Genomic DNA, 26,552 nt, shown 5'->3' with positions numbered 1-26,552 from the left:
ACGTGGAAGGACATCCCGTGAGCGTGCCGACGTACCCCGACGAGAGCGACCCGCGCAGCGCACCGGCCGCTCTACCACCGGCCACAGCGCCCGCCGGGGCCCGCGCCCACCTGTTGCACGACGGGTCGGTCGAGCAGTACCGGCGCGCGATCGCCGACGGCGTCGACCGGGTCGCCCGGCGGGTCGCCACGGTGGACCGGCCCACCACCGGAATCGCTCCGGCCGAGCTGGCGCCCCTCGTCGACAGTGTCGACCTGGACCGGCCCCTGGGCGACGCCGGCGCGGCGTTGGACGAACTGGAGGGCGTCTACCTGCGCGACGCCGTGTGGTTCCACCACCCCCGCTACCTGGCCCACCTCAACTGCCCCGTGGTCATCCCGGCGCTGCTCGGCGAGGCGGTGCTCAGCGCGGTCAACTCCTCCCTGGACACCTGGGACCAGAGTGCCGGCGCGACGCTCATCGAGCGTCGGTTGATCGACTGGACCGCCGCCCGGATCGGCCTCGGTCCGGACGCCGACGGCGTGTTCACCAGCGGAGGCAGCCAGTCCAACCTCCAGGCGCTGCTGCTGGCCCGGGAGGAGGCGTGCCTCGCCGCGACCACCCCGGCGGCACGCCTGGACCTGCTGCCCCGCCTGCGTGTGCTCACCTCCGTCGCCGGGCACTTCAGCGTCCAGAAGTCCGCCAAACTCCTCGGCCTCGCCCCGGACGCGGTGATCGCGGTGCCCACCGACGCGCGGCGACGCGTCCAGCCCGTCGCCGTCCGCGAGGAGATCGCCCGGTGCCGGGCGGCCGGACTGGTCCCGATGGCCGTCGTCGGGACCGCCGGCACCACCGACTTCGGCTCCATCGACCCGCTCGCGGACCTGGCCGAGGTCTGCGCGGAGACCGGCGTCTGGCTGCACGTCGACGCCGCGTACGGCTGCGGTCTGCTCGTCTCGCCGACGCGCCGGCACCTGCTCGACGGCATCGAACGCGCCGACTCGGTGACCGTCGACTACCACAAGTCGTTCTTCCAGCCGGTCAGCTCCAGCGCGCTGCTGGTCCAGGACCGGCGGACGCTGGGGCACGCCACCTACCACGCGGACTACCTCAACCCGGCGCGGATGGTGGAGCAGCGGATTCCGAACCAGGTCGACAAGAGCCTGCAGACCACCCGCCGCTTCGACGCGCTGAAGCTGTGGCTGACCCTGCGGGTGATGGGCCCGGACGCGCTCGGCGAACTCTTCGACGAGGTGGTCGACGCCGCGGCCGACGCCTGGCAGCTCGTCAGCGAGGACCCCCGCTTCGAGGTGGTGACCCGCTCGCAGTTGAGCACCGTGGTCTTCCGTTACCTGCCCACCGGTCCGGGCCGTGAGCTGGCCGACGCCGCGAACCTGTACGCCCGGGAGGCGCTGGCCGCCTCCGGCCTCGCCGTGGTCGCCGGCACCCGGGTGGACGGCCGGCACTTCCTCAAGTTCACGCTGCTGAATCCGGCCACCACCGTCGACGACGTCGGCCACGTGCTCGAACTGATCGCCGGCCACGCCGGGCGGTACGTGCGCGACACCGTCGCCGCCGACCTGACCTGCCCCGTCGGCTGACCCCGAACCCCCGCCTGGAGTAGAAGATGTCCACCCACGACTTCGTCGCCATCGGGCTCGGCCCGTACAACCTGGGCCTGGCCTGTCTCACCGCGCCGATCGACGAGCTGGACGGGGTGTTCCTGGAGGCTCGACCCAGCCTCGCCTGGCACCCCGGCATGCTGCTGGAGTCGGCCCGGTTGCAGACCCCGTTCATCGCCGACCTGGTCAGCCTCGCCGATCCGACCTCGCCGTACTCGTTCCTCAACTACCTCAAGGAGATCGGCCGGCTCTACCCGTTCTACATCCGGGAGAGCTTCTACCCGCTGCGCGGCGAGTACGACGCGTACTGCCGGTGGGCGGCGGCGAAGCTGCCGAACCTGCGCTTCGGCCAGACGGTGACCACGGTGGAGTACGACAGCGCCGACGGGCGGTACGTGGTGCGGGCGACCACCGGCGGGTCCGAGAGCGTCGAGTACCGGGCGCGGCACCTGGTGCTCGGCACCGGCACGCCGCCGCACCTGCCGGCCGCCGTCGCCGGGCTCGCCGGGGACGCCGTGCACAATTCGCGCTACCTGGAGCACCGGGACGCGCTGCGGACCAGGCGCAGCATCACCGTGGTGGGCAGCGGGCAGAGCGCCGCCGAGATCTACCACGACCTGCTCGGCGACATCGGCCGGTACGGCTACCAGCTCAACTGGGTCACCCGCTCGCCGCGGTTCTTCCCCCTCGAGTACACCAAGCTGACGTTGGAGATGACCTCACCGGACTACGTGGACTACTTCCACGCGCTGCCCGAGGAGACCCGCTACCGGCTGGAGTCCGAGCAGAAGGGGCTGTTCAAGGGAATCAACGCCGATCTGATCAACGACATCTTCGACCTGCTCTACGCCCACAGCGTCGACGGTCCGGTGAACACCCGGCTGATCACCAACACCGAGCTGGTCGACGCCACCCACCACGACGGGGAGTACACGCTCGGGTTGCGGCAGGTGGAGCAGGAGCGGGACTTCACCCTGCGGACCGAGGGTCTGGTCCTGGCGACCGGCTACCACTACCGGGTGCCGACGTTCCTCGAACCGGTGCGCGAGCGCATCCGCTGGGACGCGCACGGTCGCTTCGACGTGGCCCGCAACTACAGCATCGACCACGACGGGCGGGGCATCTTCCTACAGAACGCGGGCACCCACACGCACAGCATCACCTCACCCGACCTGGGCATGGGCGCGTACCGCAACTCCTGGATCATCCGCGAGCTGCTCGGCCGCGAGCACTACCCGATCGAGAAGAGCATCACCTTCCAGGAGTTCGGGGTGGTGTCGTGAACGTGGTCTTCACCCGCGCCGACGACCGGCTCGGGGAGTTCGCCCTGCGGACCCTCGATCCCGAGGGCGACGCCCTGGTGCTGCACGGCTGGGTGACCCACCCGAAGTCGGCGTTCTGGTTGATGCAGGACACCGACGAGGCCCAGGTCGTCGAGGAGTACCGGCGCATCGCCGCGCACCCGCACCACGACGCGTACCTGGGCCTGTGGCGGGGGAGTCCGGCGTTCCTGGCCGAGCGCTACGACCCGGCCCACGTGGAGCTGGTCGGCCTCTACGACCACCAACCCGGCGACGTGGGCATGCACTTCCTGTGCGCGCCCGCCGGCACGCCGGTGCACGGCTTCACCCGCGCGGTGATCCGTACCGTGATGGCCTGGATCTTCGCCGACCCGGCGACGGCGCGCGTGGTGGTCGAGCCGGACGTGCGCAACACGGCCGTGCACGCGCTGAACGCCGCCGTCGGGTTCGAGGTCGTCGGTCCGATCACCAAACCGGAGAAGGAGGCGCTGCTCAGCGTCTGCACCCGCGCCCAGTTCCAGGCCGCCACCGAGCCGGCCGCCGCCACCGCAGCAGAAGGAGACCCGGCGTGACCACCACCGCCGTCCCCACCTCGCCGACCGTCGCCGGCCCGGCCGCCCCGGGCGACCCGGTCGCGCACCTCACCCCGCAGCGCTGGGCGCGGGCCAACCGGATGCTGGTCCGCAAGGCGCTCGCCGAGTTCACCCACGAGCGGCTGCTCACCCCGGCGCCCGTGCCGGGCCCCGACGACCGGCAGTGGTACGAGGTCCGCAGCGACGATGAATCCGTCACCTACCGGTTCGCCGCCCGGGTGCTCGCCCTGGCCCACTGGCAGGTCGACGCCGACAGCATCACCCGGCACCGGGACGGCGTCGCGCTGCCGCCCGACGCGGTGGACCTGATCGTCGAGCTGCGCGGCACTCTCGGGCTCTCCGCTCGGGTGCTCCCCGTCTACCTGGAGGAGATCACCTCCACCCTCGCGGGTACGGCGTACAAGCTGGCCCAGTCCGCGCCGAGCGCCACCGAGCTGGCCGACGCGGACTTCCAGACCATCGAGACGTCCATGACCGAGGGCCACCCCTGCTTCGTGGCCAACAACGGCCGCCTCGGCTTCGGCGTCGACGAGTACCACCGCTACGCCCCGGAGGCCGCCACGCCGGTACGCCTGGAGTGGCTGGCCGCGCACCGGGACCACTCGACGTTCAGCAGCGCCGCCGACCTCGACTACGACGCGCTCATCGAGAGCGAGTTGGACGCCTCGACCCGGGCCCGGTTCGCCGCCACGATGGCCGACCTCGGGCTCGACCTCGCCGACTACCACCTCATCCCGGCGCACCCCTGGCAGTGGTGGAACAAGCTGGCCGTGACGTTCGCGGGGGAGCTGGCCGAACGCCGGCTCGTGCACCTCGGCCCCGGCCCCGACTCGTACCTGGCGCAGCAGTCCATCCGTACCTTCTTCAACGTCAGCGAGCCGGGCCGGCACTACGTCAAGACCGCGCTGTCGGTGCTGAACATGGGCTTCATGCGGGGGTTGTCGGCCGCGTACATGGCCGCCACGCCGGCCATCAACGACTGGCTGGCCGATCTGATCGCCAACGACGAGGTGTTGACCGGCACGGGCCTGACGGTCATCCGGGAGCGGGCCGCGGTCGGCTACCGCCACCGGCAGTACGAGGCGGCCACCGAGCGGACCTCCCCGTACCGCAAGATGCTCGCCGCCCTGTGGCGGGAGAGCCCGGTGCCGGGTCTGGCTCCGGGGGAGCGACTGTCCACGATGGCCGCGCTACTGCACGTCGACGATGACGGCGGCTCGCTGGCGGCGGCGCTGATCGACCGGTCCGGCCTCGCGCCCGAGGTGTGGCTGCGCCGCTACCTGGATGCCTACCTGACCCCGCTGCTGCACAGCTTCTACGCCCACGACCTGGCCTTCATGCCGCACGGCGAGAACGTGATCCTGGTCCTCGACGAGCACGACACCGTCCAGCGGGTGATCTTCAAGGACATCGCCGAGGAGATCGCGGTGTTGAGCGCCGACGTCGAGCTGCCGGCCGAGGTGGAGCGCATCCGGGTCGAGGTGCCCGACGACACCAAGCTGCTGACCATCTTCACTGACGTGGTCGACTGCTTCCTGCGTCACCTCAACGCCGTCCTCGTCGAGGCCGGGGTGCTCACCGAGGACGCGTTCTGGGGCACGGTCGCGGACCGTGCCGCCGACTACTTCGCGCGGGTGCCGCACCTGGCCGAGCGCGTACGCCACTACGACCTGTTCGCTCCCGAGTTCGCGCTGTCCTGCCTCAACCGCCTTCAGCTGCGCGACAACCAGCAGATGATCGACCTGGCCGATCCGTCGGCCGCCCTGCAGTTCGTCGGCACCCTCACCAATCCGCTGGCGGCCCACGCCCCGGCCCGCTGACGCCCTCCGTCTTCATCGCGATCACTTGATGCTGACCAGTTGTCCGGCCCCTCCTGGAACTGGTCAGCATCAAGTGATCATTCCCTGCCGGGCACGGCAACCACGCGTCGTACCCGTACGTGACGGTCTCCGGATCGGCTGACCCTTCGCCTACCGGTAGTCGGCGAAAATCCGGCGTTGCGCACCGTCGACGGTGACCGGGCCGCCGTGCGGGAGGATCCACTGCGGTCTGGTGTGGCCGAACGGCACGCCGACGCAGACGACCGCCTCGGGGTTGTAGCGGTGTATCTGGTCCACGACCGTGTCGCGCTGCCGCTCGCGCAGCCGCGCCCGCTCCTTCGCGTCGGGCCGGCGGTCGAAGTCGGAGACCGGGGGACGGGCGACCAGGACGGCGTCGGCGGCGGCCAGGAGACCGCGTTCACCAAGCGAGCGGACGATCCAACCGACCTTCCGGGCGGGCAGGAGCTCCTCCGACGTCTCGATGATCAGCACGCCGCCGCGCAGCACCTCCGGTCCGAACGGGAAGCGCCCCGCCGTGAGGAGCCACTGGAGGACCTCCAGGCAGCCACCCCAGGTGGGTCCGGTGACCGTGCGGCGCGGCCCGTACCAGCTCCACGGCTCGGTCGGCTCGCGTTCCCCGAACGACTGCAACGCCCGCGGATCGTCCCAGGGGACCCCGATGTCCTCGGACTCGCCCGGGTCGGTGATCTCCAACCGCTCGCCGGTGAGCAGCGCGGCGCGCAGCGAGCGGGCGTGGATGTCGTCCACGGCGGGACCGGGGCCGAGGTGCACCTGGGACGACCCGCCGTAGAAGCTCGCGATGCCGAGCCCCCAGAGCCACTGGTGCAGGTTGGTGTTGTCGCTGGTGCCCAGGAAAGGCTTCGGGTCGGCGCGGGCCAGGTCGGCGTCCAGGTGGGGGACGACGGTGATCTGGTCGTCGCCGCCGACGACGGCCAGGATCGCGCGTACCCGGGGATCGGCGAAGGCGGCGTTGATGTCCTCCGCGCGGGCCTGCGCGCTCGCGCCGACCGTGCGGGTGGTGGGGTACTCGACCGGGACGAGGCCGGTCACGTCGGCGAGCCGGCGCATGGCCTGCTCGTGGATTTCGGGAAAGGCGCCGGCGGCGGCGAAGGACGGCGACAGGACCGCGATCCGGTCGCCGGGGCGTGCCTTCGGTGGACGTACAAGATCGTGCTTCATCCCCAGATTCCACCAGTGGCGGCGGTCGGCGCGCATCCCGTTTCGGTGCGCGCCGACGGTGGCCGCACCCTGCGGAGATCCACCGGTGTTATCGATAACACGAGGTGAAGACCCCTACCGCACCGGTGTCGCCACGCCTGATCTGCCAGCTCAGGCGTGGTGCACAGGGAGCCGTAATAGTTAGAACCTTGAATTTGTGCGTAGTCCGGCCGTAACATGCCGAACACGGATGTGAACGCTAACGTTCGGACCCCTGCATCCTGCCGAGCCCGTCCCGCCCGGTTGCCGTCCCATCGCCGGTAGCGCTCATTTGGAGGTCCCATGTCGTCCCTGCCCCTCAGCCGACGCCGCGTTCTGCAGGCCGCCGGCGCCACCGCCGTGGTCTCCGCGACCGGCGCCGCGACGCTGGGCGCCGGCCCCGCCGCCGCCGCGGTGGTCCCGCCAGCGCGCGCGGACATCGGCGTCGCGGCCTACGCCTTCGACCCCGGTCAGGTACGACTGACCAGTGGCCGTTGGCTGGACAACCAGAACCGCACCCTGAACTACCTGCGCTACGTCGACGTCGACCGGATGCTCTACAACTTCCGCGCCAACCACCGGCTGTCCACCAACGGCGCCGCCACCAACGGTGGGTGGGACGCGCCGAACTTCCCGTTCCGTACGCACATGCAGGGGCACTTCCTGACCGCGTGGGCCCATGCCTACGCGGTGCTGGGCGACACCACCTGCCGCGACAAGGCGAACTACATGGTCGCCGAGATGGCCAAGTGCCAGGCGAACAACGGCGCGGCCGGGTTCGGCGCGGGCTACCTCTCCGGCTTTCCGGAGTCGGACTTCTCCGCGCTCGAGGCGCGGACCCTGTCCAACGGCAACGTGCCGTACTACTGCATCCACAAGACGCTCGCCGGCCTGCTCGACGTCTGGCGCTACACCGGCAACACCCAGGCCCGTACGGTGCTGCTGGCCCTCGCCGGCTGGGTCGACACCCGCACGTCCCGGCTCAGCTCCAGCCAGATGCAGTCGATGCTGGGCACCGAGTTCGGCGGCATGAACGACGTGCTGACGGACATCTACCAGATGACCGGCGACAGCCGGTGGCTCACGACCGCCCAGCGGTTCGACCACGCTGCGGTGTTCAACCCCCTGGCCAACAACCAGGACCAGCTCAACGGCCTGCACGCCAACACGCAGGTGCCCAAGTGGATCGGCGCGGCCCGCGAGTTCAAGGCCACCGGGACCACCCGCTACCGGGACATCGCCAGCAACGCGTGGAACATCACCGTGGGCGCGCACTCCTACGTCATCGGCGGCAACAGCCAGGCCGAGCACTTCCGGGCGCCGAACGCGATCGCCGGTTACCTGAGCAACGACACCTGCGAGCAGTGCAACACCTACAACATGCTCAAGCTGACGCGGGAGCTGTGGCTGCTCGACCCGAACCGGACCGACTACTTCGACTTCTACGAGCGCGCCATGATCAACCACCTGATCGGCGGGCAGAACCCGGCCGACAGCCGTGGTCACATCACCTACTTCACCCCGCTCAAGCCCGGTGGGCGACGGGGTGTGGGCCCGGCGTGGGGCGGTGGCACCTGGAGCACCGACTACAACTCGTTCTGGTGCTGCCAGGGCACCGGCCTGGAGATCAACACGAAGTTGATGGACTCCGTCTACTTCTACAGTGGCACGACGCTCACGGTGAACCTCTTCGTGCCGTCCGAGCTGAACTGGTCGCAGCGGGGGATCACGGTCACCCAGAACACCACGTACCCGGTGAGCGACACCAGCACCCTCACGCTCTCCGGCACGATGAGCGGCTCGTGGAGCATCCGGGTGCGCATCCCGGCGTGGACGAGCGGCGCGACCATCAGCGTCAACGGGGTGGCCGAGTCGGTCACCACGACGCCGGGCAGCTACGCCACCGTCACCCGCACCTGGGCCGCCGGCGACACCATCACCGTACGACTGCCCATGCGGGTCGTCATGCGGGCGGCCAACGACAATCCCAGCGTCGCCGCCGTCACGTACGGCCCGAGCGTGCTCTGCGGCAACTACGGCAACACCACGCTCAACTCGCTGCCGTCGCTCGTGGTCTCGTCGGTCGCCCGGACCAGCACCAGCTCGCTCGCGTTCACGGCTACCGCAAACGGGTCCACGGTCAACCTCGGGCCGTTCCAGGACGCCCACGGCTTCAACTACACGGTCTACTGGAACACCAGCGGCAGCAGCGGCGGCGGCAGTTACCGGCTGGTCAACGTGGGCAGCGGGATGGTCCTCGGCATCCAGAACATGTCCACCGCCGACGGTGGGCTGGCCCTACAGTGGGACGACAGCGGCACCGCCGACCACAACTGGGTCATGATCACCGACGGCAACGCCGTCCGGTTCCGCAACGTCAACAGCGGCAAGGTCCTCGGTGTGGAGAACATGTCCACCGCCGACAACGCCCGCGTCCTGCAGTGGTCGGACAACGGCACCGCCGACCACCGGTGGACCCTGGTCGACAACGGCGACGGCACCTACAAGATCCGCAACGTCAACAGCGGCAAGCTGCTCGGCATCCTGAACAACTCCACCGCCCGGGGCGCGCAGGCGGTACAGGATTCGGACAACGGCAGCGCGGACAACCGCTGGCGGCTGGTGGCCAACGCCTAGGCAGTCACCGCACGGGCTCGTCCCGACCGGGGCGCGTGTCGACATCTCGAGCCGAGGATGTCGACACGCGCCCCCGTTGCTGTCTGGACGCGGTCCGCGAACTCTCTTGCGCGGATAGGTCTGTAATGCAAAGCTAACTTCATGACACACGAATCCGCTCCGCAGGCGGACGGCCCCCGCGAGCTGTTGGCGGCCGTGCGCGACCTGACCCGCCAGGTCCAGGTCGCCCAGCGCGGCACCTGGTTTCCGCTGCTGGTCTTCGCCGTGGTCACGCTGGCCGCGATACCGGTCTACCGGTACGCCCCCTACCTCGATTTGTTCGACACCTGCCGATCCCGCCCGGGGCACACGGTCTGCATGACGCCCAATCCGGCGGAGCTCGGGTACTGGACCGTCGCGCTGGTGCTCGCGTACGTGGCGATCGCCGGCTTCTACGTACGGCAGTCCCGACGCCGTGGCGTGGGCACCCCGATCCGCCCCTACGTCCTCGTCGGCGTCGCGTTGGCCGTGCTGATGGCCGCCGTGTCGATCTGGCTGACGTTCCACCCACTCATCCCCGTCCCCGCCGACCCCTTCTCGACCGACCCGGTCGAGATCGAGGTCGGGCCGGCGGCGTGGCTCGTCAACGGATTGGCCAGTCCCGTCGCGGTCATCGCACTGGCGCTGCTGGTGCTGGCGTGGGTCGAACGCAACTGGGCACTGCTGGCGTACAGCCTCGTCTACCTGGTGATCGTGATGGTGCAGGGCGGGCAGGTCATCCACTCGACCTCGCCGTGGTTCTTCCTGCCGCACCTGCTCCTCTCGGCGGCGCTGCTGCTGATCGGCAGTGCCGCCTTCGCCCTGTTCCAGTCGCGCGCCGAGGTTCCGGGGCGATGACCGACCATCCCACCAACGGCCTCGACGACGTGGTCCACCAGCGCGTCCGCCTGGGCATCCTGGCCGTCGCGCACCAGGCTCGCCAGGTCGAGTTCGGCTTCCTGCGCACCACCCTGCAGTTGACCGCGGGCAACCTCGGGCAGCACCTGACCGTCCTGGAGAAGGCCGAGCTGATCCGGATCGAGAAGGGCTACGAGGGCAAGCGCCCCCGCACCTGGGTGACTCTCACCGCTGCCGGTCAGGCCGCCCTGCGCGAGGAGATCACCCACCTCAAGCAACTCATCCAGCAGGTCGAACAGACGGAGGCCGGCCCGACCGCGGACCGGTGACCGGCTAGTCGGCTGCTCCCGCTCGCCGGAACGCGCGGGCCAGCTCGGCCAGGTCCAGACCCTCGAAGTGGCGCAGGAACCGCCGGCGTACGGCGGCCAGATGGCTGGGCCAGGACTCCTGGAGGCGGGCGAAGCCCGCGTCGGTGAGCACCGCGTTCCAGCCGCGGGCGTCCTCCTCGCACCGTTCCCGCTTGACCAGTCCCTGGCTCTCCAGCCGGATGATCGTCCGGGTCATGCCGCTCAACGAGAGGTAACAGGCGTTAGCGAGTTCGTGCATCCGCATCCGCCGCTCCGGCGCCTCGGAGAGGTTCATCAGGGCGGTGTACTCGGTCAGCGGCAGTTGCCGATCGCCGACCATGTCGGCGTCGATCGTGCGTGGCACCACGTACATCACCTGGCCCAGGGCGCGGACCAGCGCCTCCTCGTCGGGGTCGAGGGGTCGCTGCGCCTCCGGGCGGGGATCGGCCATCTCTCCAGCATAGTTGCTTGATTGAGCAATTGCTTACGGTGGGTGTGAGGGTGCTCATACCACGGTCATTTGCTTGACGAAGCAAGGAGCGGCTAGCGTTCCGGCGGTCAGGTTCGGACTACTGAAAGGCGCAGCCATGACCAGGATCGGGATCATCCTCGGAAGCACCCGCCCGGGGCGCAACGGCGAAGCCGTCGCCCGCTGGGTCCACGAGATCGCCCAGCAGCGCACCGACGCGCAGTTCGAGCTGATCGACCTGCTCGACTACAAGCTGCCGCACCTCGACGAGGCGATGCCGCCGGCGATGGGCCAGTACAGCCAGCCGCACACGCTGCGCTGGGCCGAGACCATCGCGTCGTTCGACGGCTTCGTGATGGTGACGCCCGAGTACAACCACTCGACCTCCGGCGCCCTGAAGAACGCCATCGACTTCCTCTACAACGAGTGGAACAACAAGGCCGTCGGGTTCGTCAGCTACGGCTCCCTCGGCGGCGCCCGCGCCGTCGAGCACCTGCGCCTGATCGCCGGTGAGCTGCAGATGGCCGACGTGCGCTCGCAGGTCGCGCTCTCGCTCTACACCGACTTCGAGAACTTCAGCACCTTCAAGCCCGGCGACCAGCACCTGTCGGCGCTGACCACCACCCTCGACCAGGTCGTGGCCTGGAGCACCGCGCTCGCGCCGCTGCGCCAGGGCTGACCTTACCGGTACGCCTCGAGACGGCCGCGGGACTCGCTCCTGCGGCCGTCCGCGTACCCACCGCCGTGGTCCAGCACGATAGCCTCGGCGGGATGAGCACAGAGCCCCGTGGCGGCCGGGCCCCACTGTGGCGCGACCGCGCCTTCGGCACGTACTGCATCGCCCAGACGCTCTCCGCGGCCGGCAACGCGTTCGCCTACCTGGCGGTGCCGCTGCTGGTCCTCGAAGCGACCGGGTCGGTGGCGCAGATGGGCCTGCTCACCGCCGTCGCGGGCGCGGCGTCCGTGGCCGCCGGCATCTTCGGCGGGGTGCTGGTCGACAGGTACGACCGGCGTCGGCTGATGATCGTCGCGGACCTGGTCCGGTTGGTCCTCTTTGGTCTCGTGCCGCTCGTCTGGCTCGTCAGCCCACAGGTCTGGCTGCTCTTCGTCGTGCTGCCGATCTGCGCGGCGGCCGGCATGCTGTTCCAGGTCGCCGCGGTGACCGCCGTCCGCAACCTCGTCGACGCCGACCGGATCACCGAGGCCAACGGCCGGCTCCAGGCGACGTTCGCGGCGACCGCCGTCCTCGGGCCGCTGCTCGCCGGTGTGGTGTCGGCCCGCTTCGGCCCGGCGGTCGCCATCGCCGTCAACGCCGTCAGCTTCGCCCTCTCGGCCGTTGGTCTGCGGCTGATCCGCTTGCGCACCGCCCAGCCCGCCGACACCACGCCGATGGCCCGGGAACGCCCGCTGGTCGAGTTCCTGGCCGGCGCGCGTTTCCTGTGGCGCCAGCCCGTGCTCCGCGCGCTGACCGCCCTGCTGTCGGTGTTCATCTTCCTGACCTACGGCTTCACCGACGTACTGATCTACCACGTGACCCACGACCTCGGCGGCACCGAGGGGACGGTCGGCACCGTCCTCGGCCTGGCGGCCCTGGGCACAGTCGCCGGGGCGCTGCTGGTGGCTCCGCTGCGTCGGCGACGCGGCTTCGGCGCTACCTGGATCGGCGCGCACGCGATCTGCGGGTTCGCGGTGGCGGGCGTCGGCGTCGCGACGACCGTGCCGACGGTCACCGCCCTGACCGCCGTCTACCTGTGCTGCCTCAGCGTCGGCGGGATCTGCTCGATGTCACTGCGCCAGGAGATCACCCCCGACCACCTGCTCGGCCGGGTCACCTCGGCGTTCTGGAGCACGCACTACGCCCTCGGCCCGGCCGGCGCGGCCATCCTGACCTGGGCCGCCGGCCGGTACGGCGTACCGACGGTGGCCCTCGTGGCCGGCGTCGGCTGCCTGCTGGTCGCGGTCGGCGGGCTGTTCACCCCGATCCGCCGCGCGGGCGCCGAGCCGGCGTCCACCGCACCGGGACTCGGACCGGCCCCGGCCGTGGGCGCGACCGGCGGCTGAGGCAGCGTACGGCGGGGGAGTCAGAACTCCCGGTACATGACGTGCAGGCCGACCCGCCCGAGGGTCCGGTGGCGGAACGCGCCGGGCACGGTGCCGACCACCTCGAAGCCCTCCCGCCGGTACAGCTCGACGGCCGTCCGGTTCGTCTCCACCACGGCGTTGAACTGCATCCCGGCGTACCCCGCGAGGCGGGCCCAGGCCAGAGCATCGCGGCACAGCGCGGTGCCGACGCCCCGGCCGCGGGCGTCGGCGGCCACCAGGAAGCTGGCGGTGCTGACGTGCGCGCCCGGTCCGGGGCGGTTGGCCCCCATCTTCGCGCTGCCCAGCACCCGATCACCGTCGGTCGCGACGATGGTCCGCCCGGGCGGGGCCTCCACCCAGAGGGCGTACGCCTCCTGCGCGGTCATCGCTGGGTCGTAGGTGAAGGTCTCCTGCGCCCGGACCACGTCCTCGATGATCGGCCACACCTGCGACCAGTCCCGGTCGGCGAACGTACGGATCAACACGGGCGCAGGCTACGCAGGACACGCTGGCGGGGACAACGGGTTTGCGGGCTCCTCACGAGGCGGCGTTGGCCCGCCGGGAGCGAGGTGTCGTCGTGGCGCGTGGTGGACCCGGCACCGGCCCGGCGGTGTCCCGCCGGATCAGCTCGGCCGGCAGCACCTCGACCCGGGGGGTCGGCGCCGCCGCGCCGAGCACCAGCGACATGGCCCGGACCCCCATGTCGACGAGGGGGAGCCGCACCGTGGTCAACGCGGGTGTGACGTCGCGGGCGATCGGCATGTCGTCGAAGCCGACGACGGAGATCCGTCCCGGTACGGCGAGCGAGCGGGCCCGCAGGGTGGCGAGTGCGCCGATGGCCATCGAGTCGTTGAGCGCCACGACGGCGGTCAGCTCCGGATCGGAGTCGAGCAGCCGGGCGGTGGCCTCCGCGCCGCCGTCCCGGTCGAACTCGGCGTACCGGATGCGCCGCTCGGGCAGGTCGAGGTCGTGCTCGGCCAGGGCCTGTCGGAGCCCCGCCAGCCGGTCGGTGGTGGTGGTGAGGATGCGCGGGCCGGCGACCACGCCGATCGCCCGGTGGCCCAGCGCGCAGAGTTCACGGCCGGCGAGGTGACCGCCGGCCCGGTTGTCCGGCATGACGGCGTCGCCGGAGTGCTCGTGGCGGCCGATGACCGCGACCCGCCCCCCGGTCGCCTCGTACGCGGCGAGCTTCTCGTTGAGCTGCCGGGTGAAGGCCTCGTCGTGGTAGCCGGACCCGGCCAGGATCAGCGCCGCCACCTGGTGGCCGCGCAGCAGCTCCACGTACTCCAGCTCGCGGTCCGGGTCCCGGTAGCTGTTGCAGATCATCAGCAGCCGGCCCTGATCGGTGGCGACGCGTTGCAGGCCGCGGGTGATCTCGGCGAAGTACGGGTCGGAGACGTCGTGCACGATCACGCCGACCGCGCTGCGGTGCGAGCGGGCCAGCAGTTGGGCGTGCGCGTTCGGCACGTACTGTAACTCGGCGACGGCCGCGAGCACCCGTTCGCGCAGCTCGTCGGTGACCGGTTTGCTGCTGCCGTTGATGACGCGCGAGGCCGTGGCGGGTGAGACGCCCGCGCGCCGGGCCACGTCGGACAGGGTCGCCATGGCCCGCCCCCTCGGTCTGTTGACGGCGTTTCGCCGCGCCGGCTAGCGTCACCGTACCGCAGAGAAAGCCCTTTCCCGCAGGGAGGCCCGGCCATGTCGGAACGCTTCGCGGCACTGCCCGGCGGTATCGGAGTGTCCCGGCTGCGCGTCTACGACACGGCGGCACCGGACGGCGTGGTCGGCGGCACCCCGCACGTGCACCTGTGCTGCACCGAGGGGTACGTGGTGACCGGCGGCGAGGGCGCGGTGCAGACCCTCGGCGGCGAGGGCTTCCGGGAGACCCCGCTGCGGGCGGGCACGGTGGTCTGGTTCGAGCCGGGCACCGTGCACCGCCTGGTGAACGGCGGCGGTCTGTCCATCGTGGTGCTCATGCAGAACAGCGGCCTGCCCGAGGCCGGCGACGCGGTCCTGACCTTCCCGCCCGAGGTGCTGGCCGACCCCGAGGCGTACGCCGAGGCCGCGGCGCTGCCGGACGGGGGAGCGCCGGGGGCGGACGTGCGGAGCGCGTACCGTCGACGGGACCTTGCCGTTACCGGCTTCGCGGCGCTGCGGGCCGGCGGTCCGGCGGCGCTGGCCGCCTTCCACGCGGCGGCGGCCGCGCTGCGTCGGCCGCTGCTGACGGCCTGGCGGCGGCGGTGGGCGGACGGAGCGGGTGCGGCCGCCGCCGGCACCGGCATCCAGTTGGACGCCCTGGAGCGGGGCGACTGGCGGTATCTGGGCGGGGCCGGCGTGTACGCGGTGGACGCGCCGGTCGAGCGCGGTCGACTGGGGATGTGCGGCCTCCTCGACACCTATCCGGCCGCCGGCTGACGCCGCGAGTCCGGCCCGCGAGGCTCATGATCCACTCGGGTTCAGGGACGTCGCGGTGTCCGAGGGGCAGGGAAGCCCCGGTTCCCGGTAAGCCGCCTTCACCTGGTGACCCGGCTGGCGTCGAATAGATCGAGGAAAGGCCTTGCCCGCCGTCTGGAGGCCGCATACGCTCCCAGGAAAGCGTTTGCCTGACCCGCCGACCGGCCCGGCCCCTGGTGCCGCGCCGGGCCCCGAGGAGGTTCGCGTGACCGAGAACTCTTTGGACACGGCAGGCCGGCACACCGCCGCCGACCAGGCGAGCGGTGAGCGGGAAACGGATTCAGCCGCCACGGCCGAGCCGTCACCCCGCTCGACCGAAGCTCCGGTTCGTACCGACCGCGGGCCAGAATCCACGGTGGTCGGTCGACCGTCCGACGGCGCAGGCCGCCCAGCCCGATCCACGCTCGGCCGCCGCGCGGCGGCGGTCGCCGACTCGCTCTGGCGGCCGGCGCTCGTGCTGGCCGCCTTCTTCCTCGCCTGGTGGTTCGTCGCCGCCCGGGAGTACGTGCCGAACTACCTCGTGCCCGCCCCGGGTCAGGTCTGGACCACCATGACCGACCAGTGGTCCGAGTTGGCCCGACACACGCTGGTCACCCTCTACGAGACCGTGCTCGGCTTCGTTCTGGCCGCCGCGCTGGGACTGGCCACCGCGGTCGCCATCGCCTACTCGCGCACCCTGGACAAGGCGCTCTACCCGATCGTCCTGTTCGCGCAGGTCATTCCGAAGATCGCCATCGCGCCGCTGCTGGTCGTCTGGTTCGGCCTCGGCCTCACTCCGAAGATCATCCTGGCGGTGCTCATCGCGTTCTTCCCGGTGGTCATCTCCGGCGTCGCCGGCCTGCGCTCGACCGACCCGGAACTGCTCGACCTCTCCGCCACGATGGGCGCCGGGCCCTGGCGGACCTTCCGCAAGATCCGCTTCCCCAATGCGTTACCGCACCTCATGGCCGGCCTGAAGGTGGCGGTCACCCTCGCGGTGGTCGGCGCCGTGGTCGGCGAGTTCGTCGGCGCCAGCGAAGGGCTCGGCTACGTCCTGTTGCTGGCCAACGGCAACCTCGACGCCCCGCTGCTGTTCGCCGACCTGATCCTGATGTCCGCCATCGGCATCGTCCTGTTCGTCCTGGTCGAGATCGCCGAGGCGCTGCTCATCCCGTGGCACGCCAGCCGCCGCGCCGGCGTGTCCCTCACCACCTCCTGACCGACCCCATCACGGAGGCACCGATGAAACGCACCGCCACCACCATCCTGGCCACCGCCGCCCTGCTGCTCGCCGCCACCGGCTGCGGCGACAGCGACTCCGCCGGCAGGACCGGCGCCGACGGGAAGAAGCAGGTCACCCTGACCCTCAACTGGGTGCCGTACGGCGAGCACGCCCCCTTCTACTACGGCCTACAGAAGGGTTACTACTCCGCCGAGGGCATCGACCTGAAGATCCTGCCCGGCAACGGGTCCGGCAACACGGTCAAGCAGGTCGCCCAGAAGCAGACCGACTTCGGATGGGCCGACAGTCCCGTCCTGCTCAAGTCGGTGGCCAGCGGGATGCCGGTGCGCAGCCTCGGCGCGTACCTGGAGAAGGGTCCCTCCTCGGTGGAGTTCTTCACCGAGAAGAACATCAAGACCCCGGCGGACCTGAAGGGCAAGACCGTCGGCGGCACGCCCGGCGACGCCCTCTACGCGACCTTCCCGGCCTGGTTGGAGAAGAACGGCCTCAAGAAGGACGACGTCAAGGTGGTCAACGTGGACGCGGCCGGCAAGATCGCCGCCCTGGCCGAGGGCAAGGTCGACGCCATCATGGGCTTCTTCCACGACCAGGCGCCCACCATCGAGAGCAAGACCGGCAAGAAGGTCGACGTGCTGCTCTTCGCCGACTACGGAATGAACCTCCTCGGCACCGGCCTGATCGCCAACACCCAGACCCTGCAGAAGGACCCGGAGCTGGCCCGCAGGTTCGTGCGGGCCACCCAGAAGTCCTGGGCCGACGCGGCGCGCGACCCGGCCGGCGCGGTGAGCGCCATGGTCGCCCTGGCCGAGAACGAGCCCGCCCCCGAGGTGCTCACCAAGCAGCTCACCCTCAACCTGCCGCTGCTCGGCGGCGACGGTCCGGCCGGGGTGAACACCGAAGCCCAGTGGTCCGAGACCATCGACCTGATGGCCCGCTACGCGGAGCTGAAGGACCCGGGCGCGCCGAACGCGTACTGGGACTCGTCGTACGCGGCCAAGGGGTGACGGGGTGAGCGCCGCGCCGGCGACCACCGGCACCGCCATCGGGATGTCCGGGGTGACCGTCCGGTTCACCACCCGACGTTCGCGGACCACCGCTCTCGACGACGTGTCCCTGCACATCGAGCCGGGGGAGTTCGTCACCATCGTCGGCCCGTCCGGCTGCGGCAAGTCCACCCTGCTGAAGATCGTCGCCGGACTGGTGAAGCCCACCAGCGGCGAGGTCTCGTTGCTGCGACAGCCGGTGCGCGGCCCGCAGAAGGAGATCGGCTTCGTCTTCCAGAAGGCCGCGCTGCTCCAGTGGCGTGGCGCGCGGGCCAACATCCTGCTCCAGGCGGAGATGCGCGGCATGGACCGGGCGCGGGCGGCCCGCCGGGCGGACGAGCTGATCGAGATGACCGGGCTGACCGGCTTCGAGAAGGCGCTGCCGCACGAGCTGTCCGGCGGGATGCAGCAGCGGGTGGCGCTCTGCCGCGCGTTGCTGCACGCCCCACCGGTGCTGCTCATGGACGAACCGTTCGGCGCCCTGGACGCGCTGACCCGCGAGCAGATGAACGCCGAGCTGCACCGCATCTGGCGGGAGACCGGCACCACGGTGGTGCTGGTCACCCACTCCATCGCCGAGGCGGTCTTCCTCGGCACCCGGGTCGTGGTGATGAGCGCCCGGCCCGGCCGGATCATCCGCGCCTTCGACGTCGAGCTGCCGGCGCACCGCGACTACGCGCAGGTGATGTCGGACTCCCGCTTCGACCGGCTCGCCACCGAACTGCGCGGACTGCTCGGCAGCGCGGCCGCCAACCACTGAACGACCAGCACGACGAAGGGGACCACCATGACCCGCAGGTCGATCGGCATCATCGTCAACGGCGTGACCGGACGGATGGGCTACCGCCAGCACCTCGTCCGGTCCCTGCTGGCCATCCGCGAGTCCGGCGGCGTGACGTTGGCCGACGGCACGACCATCTGGCCGGAACCGGTCCTGGTGGGGCGCAACGAGACCAAGCTCCGCGAACTCGCCGGGCGGCACGGCCTCACTGACTGGACCACCGACCTGACCGCCGCGCTGGCCCGCGACGACGTCGAGATCTACTTCGACGCCCTGGTCACCCAGCAGCGGGAGAAGGCGATCCGCCAGGCGATCGAGGCCGGCAAGCACATCTACACGGAGAAGCCGCTCGCCGAGGACACCGCCGCCGCACTCGACCTGGCCCGCGCCGCCGACGCGGGCGGTGTCCGCACCGGCGTCGTACAGGACAAGCTGTTCCTGCCCGGGCTGCGCAAACTCAAGCGGCTCGTCGACGGCGGCTTCTTCGGCCGGATCCTCTCGGTGCGCGGCGAGTTCGGCTACTGGGTCTTCGAGGGCGACTGGCAGCCGGCCCAGCGTCCCTCGTGGAACTACCGCGCCGAGGCCGGCGGCGGCATCACCTCCGACATGTTCCCGCACTGGCACTACGTGCTCCAGGAGCTGTTCGGCCGGGTCACCGCGGTCACTTGTGTGACCGCCACCCACGTGCCCGAGCGGTTCGACGAGGACGGCCGCGCCTACGCGGCCACCGCCGATGACGCCGCGTACGCCATCTTCGAACTCGACGGCGGCGTGATCGCGCAGATCAACTCGTCGTGGGGTGTGCGGGTGTACCGCGACGAGCTGGTGGAGTTCCAGGTCGACGGCACCGAGGGCAGCGCCGTCGCCGGGCTGCGGCACTGCCGGGTGCAGCACCGGGCGGTCACCCCGAAACCGGTGTGGAACCCGGACCTGCCGGCCACCGAGGACTTCCGCGCCCAGTGGACCGAGGTGCCCGACAACGAGGAGTTCGACAACGGCTTCAAGGTGCAGTGGGAGGCGTTCCTGCGGCACGTCGTGGCTGGCGAGCCGTTCCAATGGGACTTCCTGGCCGGCGCGCGCGGCGTGCAGCTCGCCGAGCTGGGGCTGCGCGCCGCCCGCGAGGGCGTCCGCGTCGAGGTTCCGGAGCTGCACCCGTGAGTGCCGTCGAAGTGGCGCTGCCGGGCGGGCGACGTCACCGGCTCACCGGGGCCGGCGGATTCGCCCGCCCGGCCGCGCCGGCGACCAGCCGGATCGCGTACGCCGCCGCGCACGTGGTCGCCGATCCGGGCGCGGAGAACGTACCGGGCGCCCCGGCGACGGTGGACTGGGACGCCACCCTCGCGTTCCGGCGGCACCTGTGGTCGTACGGGCTGGGTGTCGCCGAGGCGATGGACACCGCCCAGCGGGGGATGGGGCTGGACTATCCGGCGACCCGGGAGCTGGTCCGGCGCAGCGCCGCCGAGGCCCGCGCCGTGGGCGGGCGGATCGTCGCCGGTGTCGGCACCGACCAGCTTCCGGCCGGCCCGGCCACCCTGGCCGAGGTCACCGCCGCGTACCGCGAACAGCTCGACGACGTCCGCGCCGCCGGCGCGCGGCCGGTGCTGATGTGCAGCCGGCACCTGGCCGCCACCGCCCGCGACGCCGAGGACTACCTACGGGTGTACGACGAGCTGCTGACCGCCGCCGGCGAGCCGGTCGTGCTGCACTGGCTGGGTCCGATGTTCGACCCGGCGCTGACCGGCTACTGGGGGTCGGTCGACCTGGACCTGGCCGCCGACACGGTGGTCGAGCTGGTCAAGGCCCACCAGTCGACGGTGGACGGCATCAAGGTGTCGTTGCTCGACGCCGACCGGGAGGTGGCGTTACGGCGTCGACTGCCGGCCGGGGTACGCCTCTACACCGGCGACGACTTCCACTACCCGGAGCTGATCCGGGGCGACGAGGTGGGCCACTCCGACGCGCTGCTCGGCGTGTTCGCGGCCATCGCGCCGGCCGCCGCCGCCGCGCTGGATGCTCTCGACCGGGGCGACCTGACGTCGTACGACGAGATCTTCGCTCCGACCGTGCCGCTGGCCCGGCACCTGTTCGCGGCGCCGACCTGGCACTACAAGACGGGCATCGTGTTCCTGGCGTGGCTGGCCGGGCACCAGGACCACTTCACGATGGTCGGCGGCGCGCAGTCCGGCCGGTCCCCGGCGCACCTGGCGACGCTGCTCACCCTCGCCGACTCCGCCGGGCTGCTGCCCGACGCGGAGCGGGCCGCCGCCCGCGCACGGGCGTTCTTCACCGTCGCGGGGGTGGTCCAGTGAGCGCGAGGAGTGAGCCGGGTTTGCGAGCCCCGCAGTCGCGAACGGAGACCAGCCCACCGAGCCTCGCTCGGCTCTCGTTCAACCAGGCCACCGCGCAGCGCTGGGCGCTGCCCGACGTGGTCGCCGGCTGTGTGGCGGCCGGCGTGCCGGGCATCGGGCTGTGGCGGGAGCCGGTGGCCGAGTACGGGTTGGGCCGCTCGGCGAAGCTGGTCCGCGACGCGGGCCTCACCGTCACGTCGCTGTGCCGGGGCGGTTTCTTCGCCGCCGACGACTGGCGCGCGGAGAACCTGCGGGCCATCGAGGAGGCCGCCGCGCTGGGCGCACCGGAGTTGGTGCTCGTCTCCGGCGGACTGCCGGCGGGCAGTCGCGACGTCGACGGTGCCCGGCGGCGGGTCGCCGACGCGATCGGCGAGCTGGCACCGCACGCGGCGGCGGCCGGCGTCCGGCTGGCGATCGAACCGCTGCACCCGATGTTCGCGGCCGACCGCTGTGTGATCGTCACCCTCGGCCAGGCGCTCGACATCGCCGAGCGGTTCGATCCGGCGGTGGTCGGGGTGGTCGTCGACGCGTACCACGTGTGGTGGGACGACACCGTGTATGCGCAGATCGCCCGGGCCGGCACGCGGATCGCCGCGTTCCAGGTCTGCGACTGGGTGACACCGCTGCCGGAGGGTGTGCTGCTCGGCCGGGCGCTGCCCGGCGACGGGTGCATCGAGCTGCGACGGCTGCGCGAGGCGGTGGACGCCACCGGCTACCGGGGCCCGATCGAGGTGGAGGTCTTCTCCGCCGAGGTGTGGGCGCGGCCGGGCGCGCAGGTGCTGGACGCGGCGATCGCCGGCTATCTGCGCCACGTCGTCTGAGCGGCGCGGGGCGCAGGGGTACGCCGGACGGCGGTAGGGTCGTCGGCGTGGATCTGGAGGAGACCGCAGCCCTGCTCGGGGTGCCCGTCGAGGCCGTCGAACGGGTGCACCGGCTGGCCGGCGACCGGCCCTCGGCCCCCCTGCCCGCCAAGGCCGACGCACCCGCGATCCTCGACCGGCTCGCGGTGCCGCCGGACGACGCCGTCGAGATCATGGCGGGGTGGCCGGACCGCAACTCACCACTGTGGACGCCGGAGCTGCGCTGGTTGCTCGACCGTTCGATCGCGCTGGTCCGCGCGGATCTCGGCGGGTACGGCTGGCTGGTGCCCGGGCCGGAGCTGCCGCGCGACCGGGGCCTCGCCTGGCGGCATCTCTACGTGTACGCGTACCTCGCGCTGGTTGAGGTCGTCCGGGGCTACCACCGTGACCACGGCGTTCCCGACGCCGTCTCCTGGGCGACGCTCGCCGACCTGGGCCGTAACCTCGCCGTCGACCGGCGGATGCGCGGCGAGGGCTGGCCGGTCATGCAGAGCTGGTTGACGCTGCACGTCCGCGGCGCCGTCTACGAGTTGGGCCGGTTGCAGCACCACCGCGGCGACGGCGCCATCGGCCTGCACATCCCCGACGCGGGGCCGTTGACGCCGGAGGCGGTCTCGGCGTCGCTCGACGAGGGCCGCGCCTTCTTCCCGCGTCACTTCCCCGACGAGAGCTACGCGGCGTTCTCCTGCGGCTCCTGGCTGCTCGATCCCCAGTTGCGGGAGTACCTGCCCGAGGACTCGAACATCATCCGGTTCCAGCGACGGTTCGAGCTGGAGCCCTACGAGGAGCCGGAGGGGCTGGACGCGGACGTCGAGGTGCTGCGGTTCGTGTTCCGTACGCTGAGCACGCCGCTGGACCAGTTGCCGCGCCGCACCGCTCTGCAACGCGCGATCGTCGACCACCTGGCGGCCGGTCGGCACTGGCAGTGGCGTCAGGGCCGCTTCCCGATCGACGCGACCCACCGGCCGTACCTACCCTGATCCGGTGCTAGCCGCCGAAGCCCCGAAGATCACGGACTGGATGCAGGCGTGGGGGAGCCTGGCCGGGTTGGTCATGTCGACCTTCGCCGTCGTCTTCACCGGTCTGCTGTTCCGTCACGAGACCCAGGTCCGCCGGGAGGAGCAGGAGAGCCGCGAGGCGGCGCAGGCGCGCCTGGTCATCCCGGTACTGACCCGCGATGACGACGAGAGCGACGGCGTCGTGGTCCGGCGCGACCCGACCGAGGCGACGGTGACCCTCGTCAACCACAGCGCCGCGCCCATCTTTGATGTCCATGTCGACGTCGCCTGGCAGGAGTCGTTCCGCTGGCCCGGACGTCGCCGAGAGATGCAGGGCACCGTGATCGCGAACGGGGGCAGACGCTTCGCCGTGGTGGAGAAGTCCGAGGCGGTGCGCTTCGAGTTGACCGGCGCTGCCGCGTACCTGGGGCAGGCGAGGATCCGCTTCACCGACGCGGCCGGGCTGGTGTGGCAGCGGACGGGTCTGGGGTCGCCGGTCCGCTACACCCCGCCGGAGAGCACTCTGGGCAGGGCGTTCCGGCTGTTGCCATGGGTGCTCCTGGTGATCTACGTGGTGCTTCCCGCGATCGTCATCGCCGCCGTCTTCGCCGTGGTGCGGCTCTGGCCGTAGCCGGTGATTGTCCCTCAGCTGCGGCGAAAAAACATGATCTAGGCACGGGTGAAACATCATGATCTTATCTGCATCATGATCCGTAACACCGCTCGAATCCTCGATTAACCGTCGGGGGCTTAGGTGGGGGAGCGCTCCCATGCGGGTCGCGGTCACTGAAGAAGCTCCACACAGGAGCAATCGAAGGGAGTCTCGTGTCCACACGCACGAGCGGAAGAAATCTGCGAAGACTGGCGATACCGACGCTGGTCGCAGCGATGCTCGCCGGCACAACCGGCGTCGCGGGATCAGCGTCGGCAGCGCCGGGCGACCGGTCGGCCAGCGGCGGCGCCGGCTACTTCACCAAGGGATCGGACCGACGCACCACCCTGACCGACGGCGCCGATCGTCGCGCCGACGCCGACGGGACCAGCCCGAAGACCGCCGTGGACGCCAACGGCTCGGGCGTCTACGTCGTCGAGCTGGCCGAGGCGCCGCTGACCACGTACGTCGGCGGGACGTCCGGGCTCGCGCGGACCCGCCCCACGCCGGGCGCCCGCCTGGACGTGACGTCGGCGCCGTCGCAGGCGTACCGCCGGCACCTCGACGCGCAGCGATCCGCCGTCGCGGGCGCGGCCGGCGTCCAGGTCAAGGCCGCTTACACCGCCGCCTTCAACGGGTTCTCGGCGACGCTGACCGCCAAGCAGGCGACCGCGCTGCGGGCCGACAAGCGCGTCCGCGCCGTCACCGCCGCGCGGGCGCTGGGCACCCGATCGGCGATGCCACTCGCGGCCGCCCCGAGCGCCCCCGCCGCCGGTACGCCGACCTCCTCCGCGGCCGCCGCGTCCACGACGGACGCCGCCGCGAAGCCGGTCAAGCCGGTCAAGCCCGGCCCCGCCACCGGAGCCGGCATGGTCGTCGGCGTCCTGGACACCGGCATCTGGCCGGAGAGCGCGTCGTTCGCCAAGAAGATGCCGGCGCCTAAGACGTGGCACGGCACCTGCCAGACCGGTGTGGCCTTCGTGGCCGAGCACTGCAACGGCAAGATCGTCGGTGCCCGGTACTTCGCCGACACGTGGCTCGCCGGCGGCGGGTCCGTACCCGAGGGTGAGTTCCTGTCGCCCCGCGACGCGGCCGGGCACGGCACCCACACCGCGTCCACGGCAGCCGGTCTGCCGGTGCGGGACGTCACCATCGACGGCCGCTCCTTCGGTGCCGTCTCCGGCGTCGCGCCGGACGCCCAGATCGCCGTCTACAAGGTGCTGTGGGGCGGGATGGGCTACGACGCCGACATCATCGCCGGCATCGACGCGGCCGTCTCCGACGGCGTGCAGGTGCTGAACTTCTCCATCGGCAGCGACCTCGGCGACTGGGAGGCCAACACCCCCATCGGCGTCGCCTTCCTCAACGCCACGCTGTCCGGCGTCTTCGTCGCGGCGTCGGCGGGCAACACCGGCATCGTGAGCGGGGCCATCAGCAACGCGGCACCCTGGGTCACCACGGTGGGCGCGGCGGTGACCAACGCCAACGAGGCGACGGTCAAGCTGGGTGACGGCACCAAGCTGGTCGGCGGCTCGCTGGACGCGCTGCCCGGCGACGCCGCGCGGCCGATGGTCTTCGGCGACCAGGCCGGCTCGCTGGAGCAGGGTTCGGCGTACTGCGAACCGGGCAGCCTGGACCCGGCCAAGATCAAGGGCAAGGTGGTCGCCTGCGCGCTGTCGACCCCCTTCGACTCCGCCATCGAGGTGAAGGAGAAGGGCGGGGCGGCGATGGTCGTGTTCGTCCCGGAAGGCAACTACCGGGTCAACTCCGTCTACAACTTTCCGGTGGTCTACCTGAACACCGAGAAGCAGGCCGGCACGCTGTTCAACTACCTGATGCGCCACCCCACCGACGCCAAGGTGTCGCTGCGCACCGGTGGCGACGGCTCCAGCGTCCCGGGGATCCCGAGCGTGGCGGACTTCTCCTCCACCGGCCCGGACAAAGTGACCCTCGGCGTCTTCAAGCCGGACCTGGTAGCACCGGGGACGGACATCATCGCCGCAGTCTCACCGGCGGGTAACTTCGGGCGGAGCTACGACGCGTACTCCGGAACCTCGATGGCCTCGCCGTACGTCGCCGGCGCGGCGGCGATCCTGCGCGCCACGCACCCCACCTGGTCGCCGGGGACCGTCGCGTCGGCCCTGCGGACCACCGCCACCGACACCCGGGGCACCAGCAACCCGCTGGACCAGGGCAGCGGTTTCATCAACCTGACCGGCGCCAAGGACCCGGGCCTGGTCATCGAGCCGACCGCGGCCGACCTGGTCGAGTTCAGCGAGACGGCCCAGCCCGACGGCAAGGAACTCAACCTGCCGGCCATCTCGCTGCGCGAGTACGACGGCACCCACCCGGTGACCATCAAGCGCACCCTGACCAACGTGGGTACGACGCGCGAGACCTACCGGTCGTCGGTGTCCGGCCTGCCCGGCATGACGGTCACGGTGTCGCCCGCGTCGGTGACGCTCGCGCCCGGCAAGTCCGCGACGGTGACCATCACGCTGCGTCGCGGCAGCGCCCCCTGGGACCGGTACGTCACCGGGTCGATCACCTGGCGGGGCAAGGTCCACAGTGCCCGCATCCCCGTCGCCGCCCGCCCGTGGGGCATCACCCCCCGGCCGTACGCCGACGACGGCGAGGAGTTCGGCCGGATGACCAGCGGCTCGTTCGGCTACGCCCAGCCGGGCTTCACCGGGCCGCTCACCGGTCGCAGCACCGGCTACACGCCGATGCTCCGGGAGTCGTACTCGATGCCGGCCGGCGTGTACGGCGGCGTGTTCGACCCGAGCGCGTCCGGCGTGAAGAAGGTCGACTTCACGGTGCCGGCGAACACCGCCGGCATCATCGTCGAGGCCAACACCGAGGATCCGAACACGAACCTCGACCTGTACCTGTACAAGGGCGACAAGCTGGTCTACAGCAGTGACAGGTACTGGACCAGCGCGGAGCAGGCGTACAAGTTCCTGCCCGAGCCGGGGCGCTACACGGCCTACGTGTTCGCGCAGGTGCCCGGTGGCCCGGTCGTGGACTTCCAGTTGAGCCACGCCATCATCGGCCGCAACGCCACCTACTCGCCGGCGACGCTGACGTTGCCGTCGACGACCGAGCGCGGCATGAGCCTCAACTTCACGTTGAAGCCCAACCGGCCGCTGCCCCAGGGCGACTTCTGGGCGTACACCGAGTACCGCACCAACGGCACGGTGGTTCCCGGCAACCTCGTGAACACCCAGCAGAGTTCCTGGGAGGAGTAGCC

23 protein-coding genes are annotated in these 26,552 nt (G+C 71.3%); 19 read left to right on the top strand and 4 right to left on the bottom strand.

The window, feature by feature from the left end:
- Nucleotides 1-17: 17 nt before the first annotated feature.
- The 4 genes from ACQP0N_RS18355 to ACQP0N_RS18340 all read left to right on the top strand — a co-directional run bounded on the left by ACQP0N_RS18355 (nucleotide 18) and on the right by ACQP0N_RS18340 (nucleotide 5,315).
- Complete coding sequence (locus ACQP0N_RS18355) at nucleotides 18-1,580, top strand: pyridoxal phosphate-dependent decarboxylase family protein (protein ID WP_433112034.1); 1,563 nt, start codon at nucleotides 18-20, stop codon at nucleotides 1,578-1,580.
- Nucleotides 1,581-1,606: 26 nt separating this feature from the next.
- Complete coding sequence (locus tag ACQP0N_RS18350; protein WP_433112031.1) at nucleotides 1,607-2,884, top strand: lysine N(6)-hydroxylase/L-ornithine N(5)-oxygenase family protein; 1,278 nt, start codon at nucleotides 1,607-1,609, stop codon at nucleotides 2,882-2,884.
- Nucleotides 2,881-3,474 (top strand): GNAT family N-acetyltransferase, encoded by a 594-nt coding sequence (locus ACQP0N_RS18345; protein WP_433112028.1) that lies wholly within the window; start codon nucleotides 2,881-2,883, stop codon nucleotides 3,472-3,474. Before ACQP0N_RS18350 ends, ACQP0N_RS18345 begins: the two co-directional genes overlap by 4 nt.
- 101 nt (nucleotides 3,475-3,575) lie before the next feature.
- Nucleotides 3,576-5,315 (top strand): IucA/IucC family protein, encoded by a 1,740-nt coding sequence (locus ACQP0N_RS18340; protein WP_433121696.1) that lies wholly within the window; start codon nucleotides 3,576-3,578, stop codon nucleotides 5,313-5,315.
- 150 nt (nucleotides 5,316-5,465) lie between these two features.
- On the opposite strand, the gene ACQP0N_RS18335 is transcribed toward ACQP0N_RS18340, so the two are convergent.
- The gene (locus tag ACQP0N_RS18335; protein WP_433112025.1) at nucleotides 5,466-6,515 is read right to left on the bottom strand and encodes a S66 family peptidase; all 1,050 of its coding nucleotides are present in this window, start codon (nucleotides 6,513-6,515) and stop codon (nucleotides 5,466-5,468) included.
- A gap of 321 nt (nucleotides 6,516-6,836) precedes the next feature.
- On the opposite strand from ACQP0N_RS18335, the gene ACQP0N_RS18330 reads away from it, so the two are divergent.
- The 3 genes from ACQP0N_RS18330 (at nucleotide 6,837) to ACQP0N_RS18320 (ending at nucleotide 10,375) form a co-directional block, all read left to right on the top strand.
- Nucleotides 6,837-9,170 (top strand): beta-L-arabinofuranosidase domain-containing protein, encoded by a 2,334-nt coding sequence (locus ACQP0N_RS18330; RefSeq protein WP_433112022.1) that lies wholly within the window; start codon nucleotides 6,837-6,839, stop codon nucleotides 9,168-9,170.
- A gap of 141 nt (nucleotides 9,171-9,311) precedes the next feature.
- Entirely contained in the window at nucleotides 9,312-10,046 is a 735-nt protein-coding gene (locus tag ACQP0N_RS18325) for a hypothetical protein (RefSeq protein WP_433112019.1), read from the top strand.
- Complete coding sequence (locus ACQP0N_RS18320; RefSeq protein WP_433112016.1) at nucleotides 10,043-10,375, top strand: transcriptional regulator; 333 nt, start codon at nucleotides 10,043-10,045, stop codon at nucleotides 10,373-10,375. The genes ACQP0N_RS18325 and ACQP0N_RS18320 overlap by 4 nt, the downstream gene beginning before the upstream one ends.
- 4 nt (nucleotides 10,376-10,379) lie before the next feature.
- Here ACQP0N_RS18320 and ACQP0N_RS18315 read toward each other — a convergent pair whose 3' ends face one another.
- Complete coding sequence (locus tag ACQP0N_RS18315; RefSeq protein WP_433112013.1) at nucleotides 10,380-10,844, bottom strand: MarR family winged helix-turn-helix transcriptional regulator; 465 nt, start codon at nucleotides 10,842-10,844, stop codon at nucleotides 10,380-10,382.
- A 136-nt stretch (nucleotides 10,845-10,980) separates the two neighbouring features.
- Between ACQP0N_RS18315 and ACQP0N_RS18310 the strand changes: the two genes are divergently transcribed.
- Entirely contained in the window at nucleotides 10,981-11,541 is a 561-nt protein-coding gene (locus tag ACQP0N_RS18310) for an NADPH-dependent FMN reductase (protein ID WP_355049726.1), read from the top strand.
- Between the two features lie 92 nt (nucleotides 11,542-11,633).
- Nucleotides 11,634-12,923 carry an MFS transporter gene (locus ACQP0N_RS18305; protein ID WP_433112010.1) on the top strand — a complete coding sequence of 430 codons (1,290 nt, stop codon included), beginning with the start codon at nucleotides 11,634-11,636 and terminating at the stop codon, nucleotides 12,921-12,923.
- A gap of 20 nt (nucleotides 12,924-12,943) precedes the next feature.
- Here ACQP0N_RS18305 and ACQP0N_RS18300 read toward each other — a convergent pair whose 3' ends face one another.
- On the bottom strand, nucleotides 12,944-13,429 hold the full coding sequence (locus ACQP0N_RS18300; protein WP_433112007.1) for an N-acetyltransferase family protein: 486 nt from the start codon (nucleotides 13,427-13,429) through the stop codon (nucleotides 12,944-12,946).
- A gap of 52 nt (nucleotides 13,430-13,481) precedes the next feature.
- On the bottom strand, nucleotides 13,482-14,549 hold the full coding sequence (locus tag ACQP0N_RS18295) for a LacI family DNA-binding transcriptional regulator (RefSeq protein ID WP_433112004.1): 1,068 nt from the start codon (nucleotides 14,547-14,549) through the stop codon (nucleotides 13,482-13,484).
- Nucleotides 14,550-14,642: 93 nt separating this feature from the next.
- On the opposite strand from ACQP0N_RS18295, the gene ACQP0N_RS18290 reads away from it, so the two are divergent.
- The 10 genes from ACQP0N_RS18290 to ACQP0N_RS18245 all read left to right on the top strand — a co-directional run bounded on the left by ACQP0N_RS18290 (nucleotide 14,643) and on the right by ACQP0N_RS18245 (nucleotide 26,550).
- Complete coding sequence (locus tag ACQP0N_RS18290) at nucleotides 14,643-15,359, top strand: cupin domain-containing protein (RefSeq protein WP_433112001.1); 717 nt, start codon at nucleotides 14,643-14,645, stop codon at nucleotides 15,357-15,359.
- A 244-nt stretch (nucleotides 15,360-15,603) separates the two neighbouring features.
- A complete protein-coding gene (locus ACQP0N_RS18285; protein WP_433111997.1) occupies nucleotides 15,604-16,596 on the top strand; it encodes an ABC transporter permease in 993 nt (330 codons plus the stop codon).
- Nucleotides 16,597-16,619: 23 nt separating this feature from the next.
- A complete protein-coding gene (locus ACQP0N_RS18280; protein ID WP_433111994.1) occupies nucleotides 16,620-17,624 on the top strand; it encodes an ABC transporter substrate-binding protein in 1,005 nt (334 codons plus the stop codon).
- 43 nt (nucleotides 17,625-17,667) lie between these two features.
- Complete coding sequence (locus tag ACQP0N_RS18275) at nucleotides 17,668-18,423, top strand: ABC transporter ATP-binding protein (protein WP_433121694.1); 756 nt, start codon at nucleotides 17,668-17,670, stop codon at nucleotides 18,421-18,423.
- Nucleotides 18,424-18,450: 27 nt separating this feature from the next.
- Entirely contained in the window at nucleotides 18,451-19,602 is a 1,152-nt protein-coding gene (locus tag ACQP0N_RS18270; protein ID WP_433111991.1) for a Gfo/Idh/MocA family protein, read from the top strand.
- On the top strand, nucleotides 19,599-20,753 hold the full coding sequence (locus ACQP0N_RS18265) for a dihydrodipicolinate synthase family protein (protein WP_433111988.1): 1,155 nt from the start codon (nucleotides 19,599-19,601) through the stop codon (nucleotides 20,751-20,753). The genes ACQP0N_RS18270 and ACQP0N_RS18265 overlap by 4 nt, the downstream gene beginning before the upstream one ends.
- A gap of 20 nt (nucleotides 20,754-20,773) precedes the next feature.
- Nucleotides 20,774-21,613, top strand: a complete 840-nt coding sequence (locus ACQP0N_RS18260; protein WP_433111985.1) for a sugar phosphate isomerase/epimerase family protein — start codon at nucleotides 20,774-20,776, stop codon at nucleotides 21,611-21,613.
- A 47-nt stretch (nucleotides 21,614-21,660) separates the two neighbouring features.
- Nucleotides 21,661-22,632, top strand: coding sequence for an acyltransferase domain-containing protein (locus tag ACQP0N_RS18255; RefSeq protein WP_433111982.1), 972 nt, complete (start codon nucleotides 21,661-21,663; stop codon nucleotides 22,630-22,632).
- Between the two features lie 4 nt (nucleotides 22,633-22,636).
- Nucleotides 22,637-23,281: a hypothetical protein gene (locus tag ACQP0N_RS18250; protein ID WP_433111979.1), complete on the top strand. Its 645-nt coding sequence runs from the start codon at nucleotides 22,637-22,639 to the stop codon at nucleotides 23,279-23,281.
- 257 nt (nucleotides 23,282-23,538) lie between these two features.
- A complete protein-coding gene (locus ACQP0N_RS18245; protein WP_433111976.1) occupies nucleotides 23,539-26,550 on the top strand; it encodes a S8 family serine peptidase in 3,012 nt (1,003 codons plus the stop codon).
- Nucleotides 26,551-26,552: the final 2 nt, after the last annotated feature.

Source organism: Micromonospora sp. CA-246542 (genome assembly GCF_050942905.1).
Classification (GTDB): domain Bacteria; phylum Actinomycetota; class Actinomycetes; order Mycobacteriales; family Micromonosporaceae; genus Micromonospora.
This window is presented reverse-complemented; position numbering and strand designations above follow the sequence as displayed.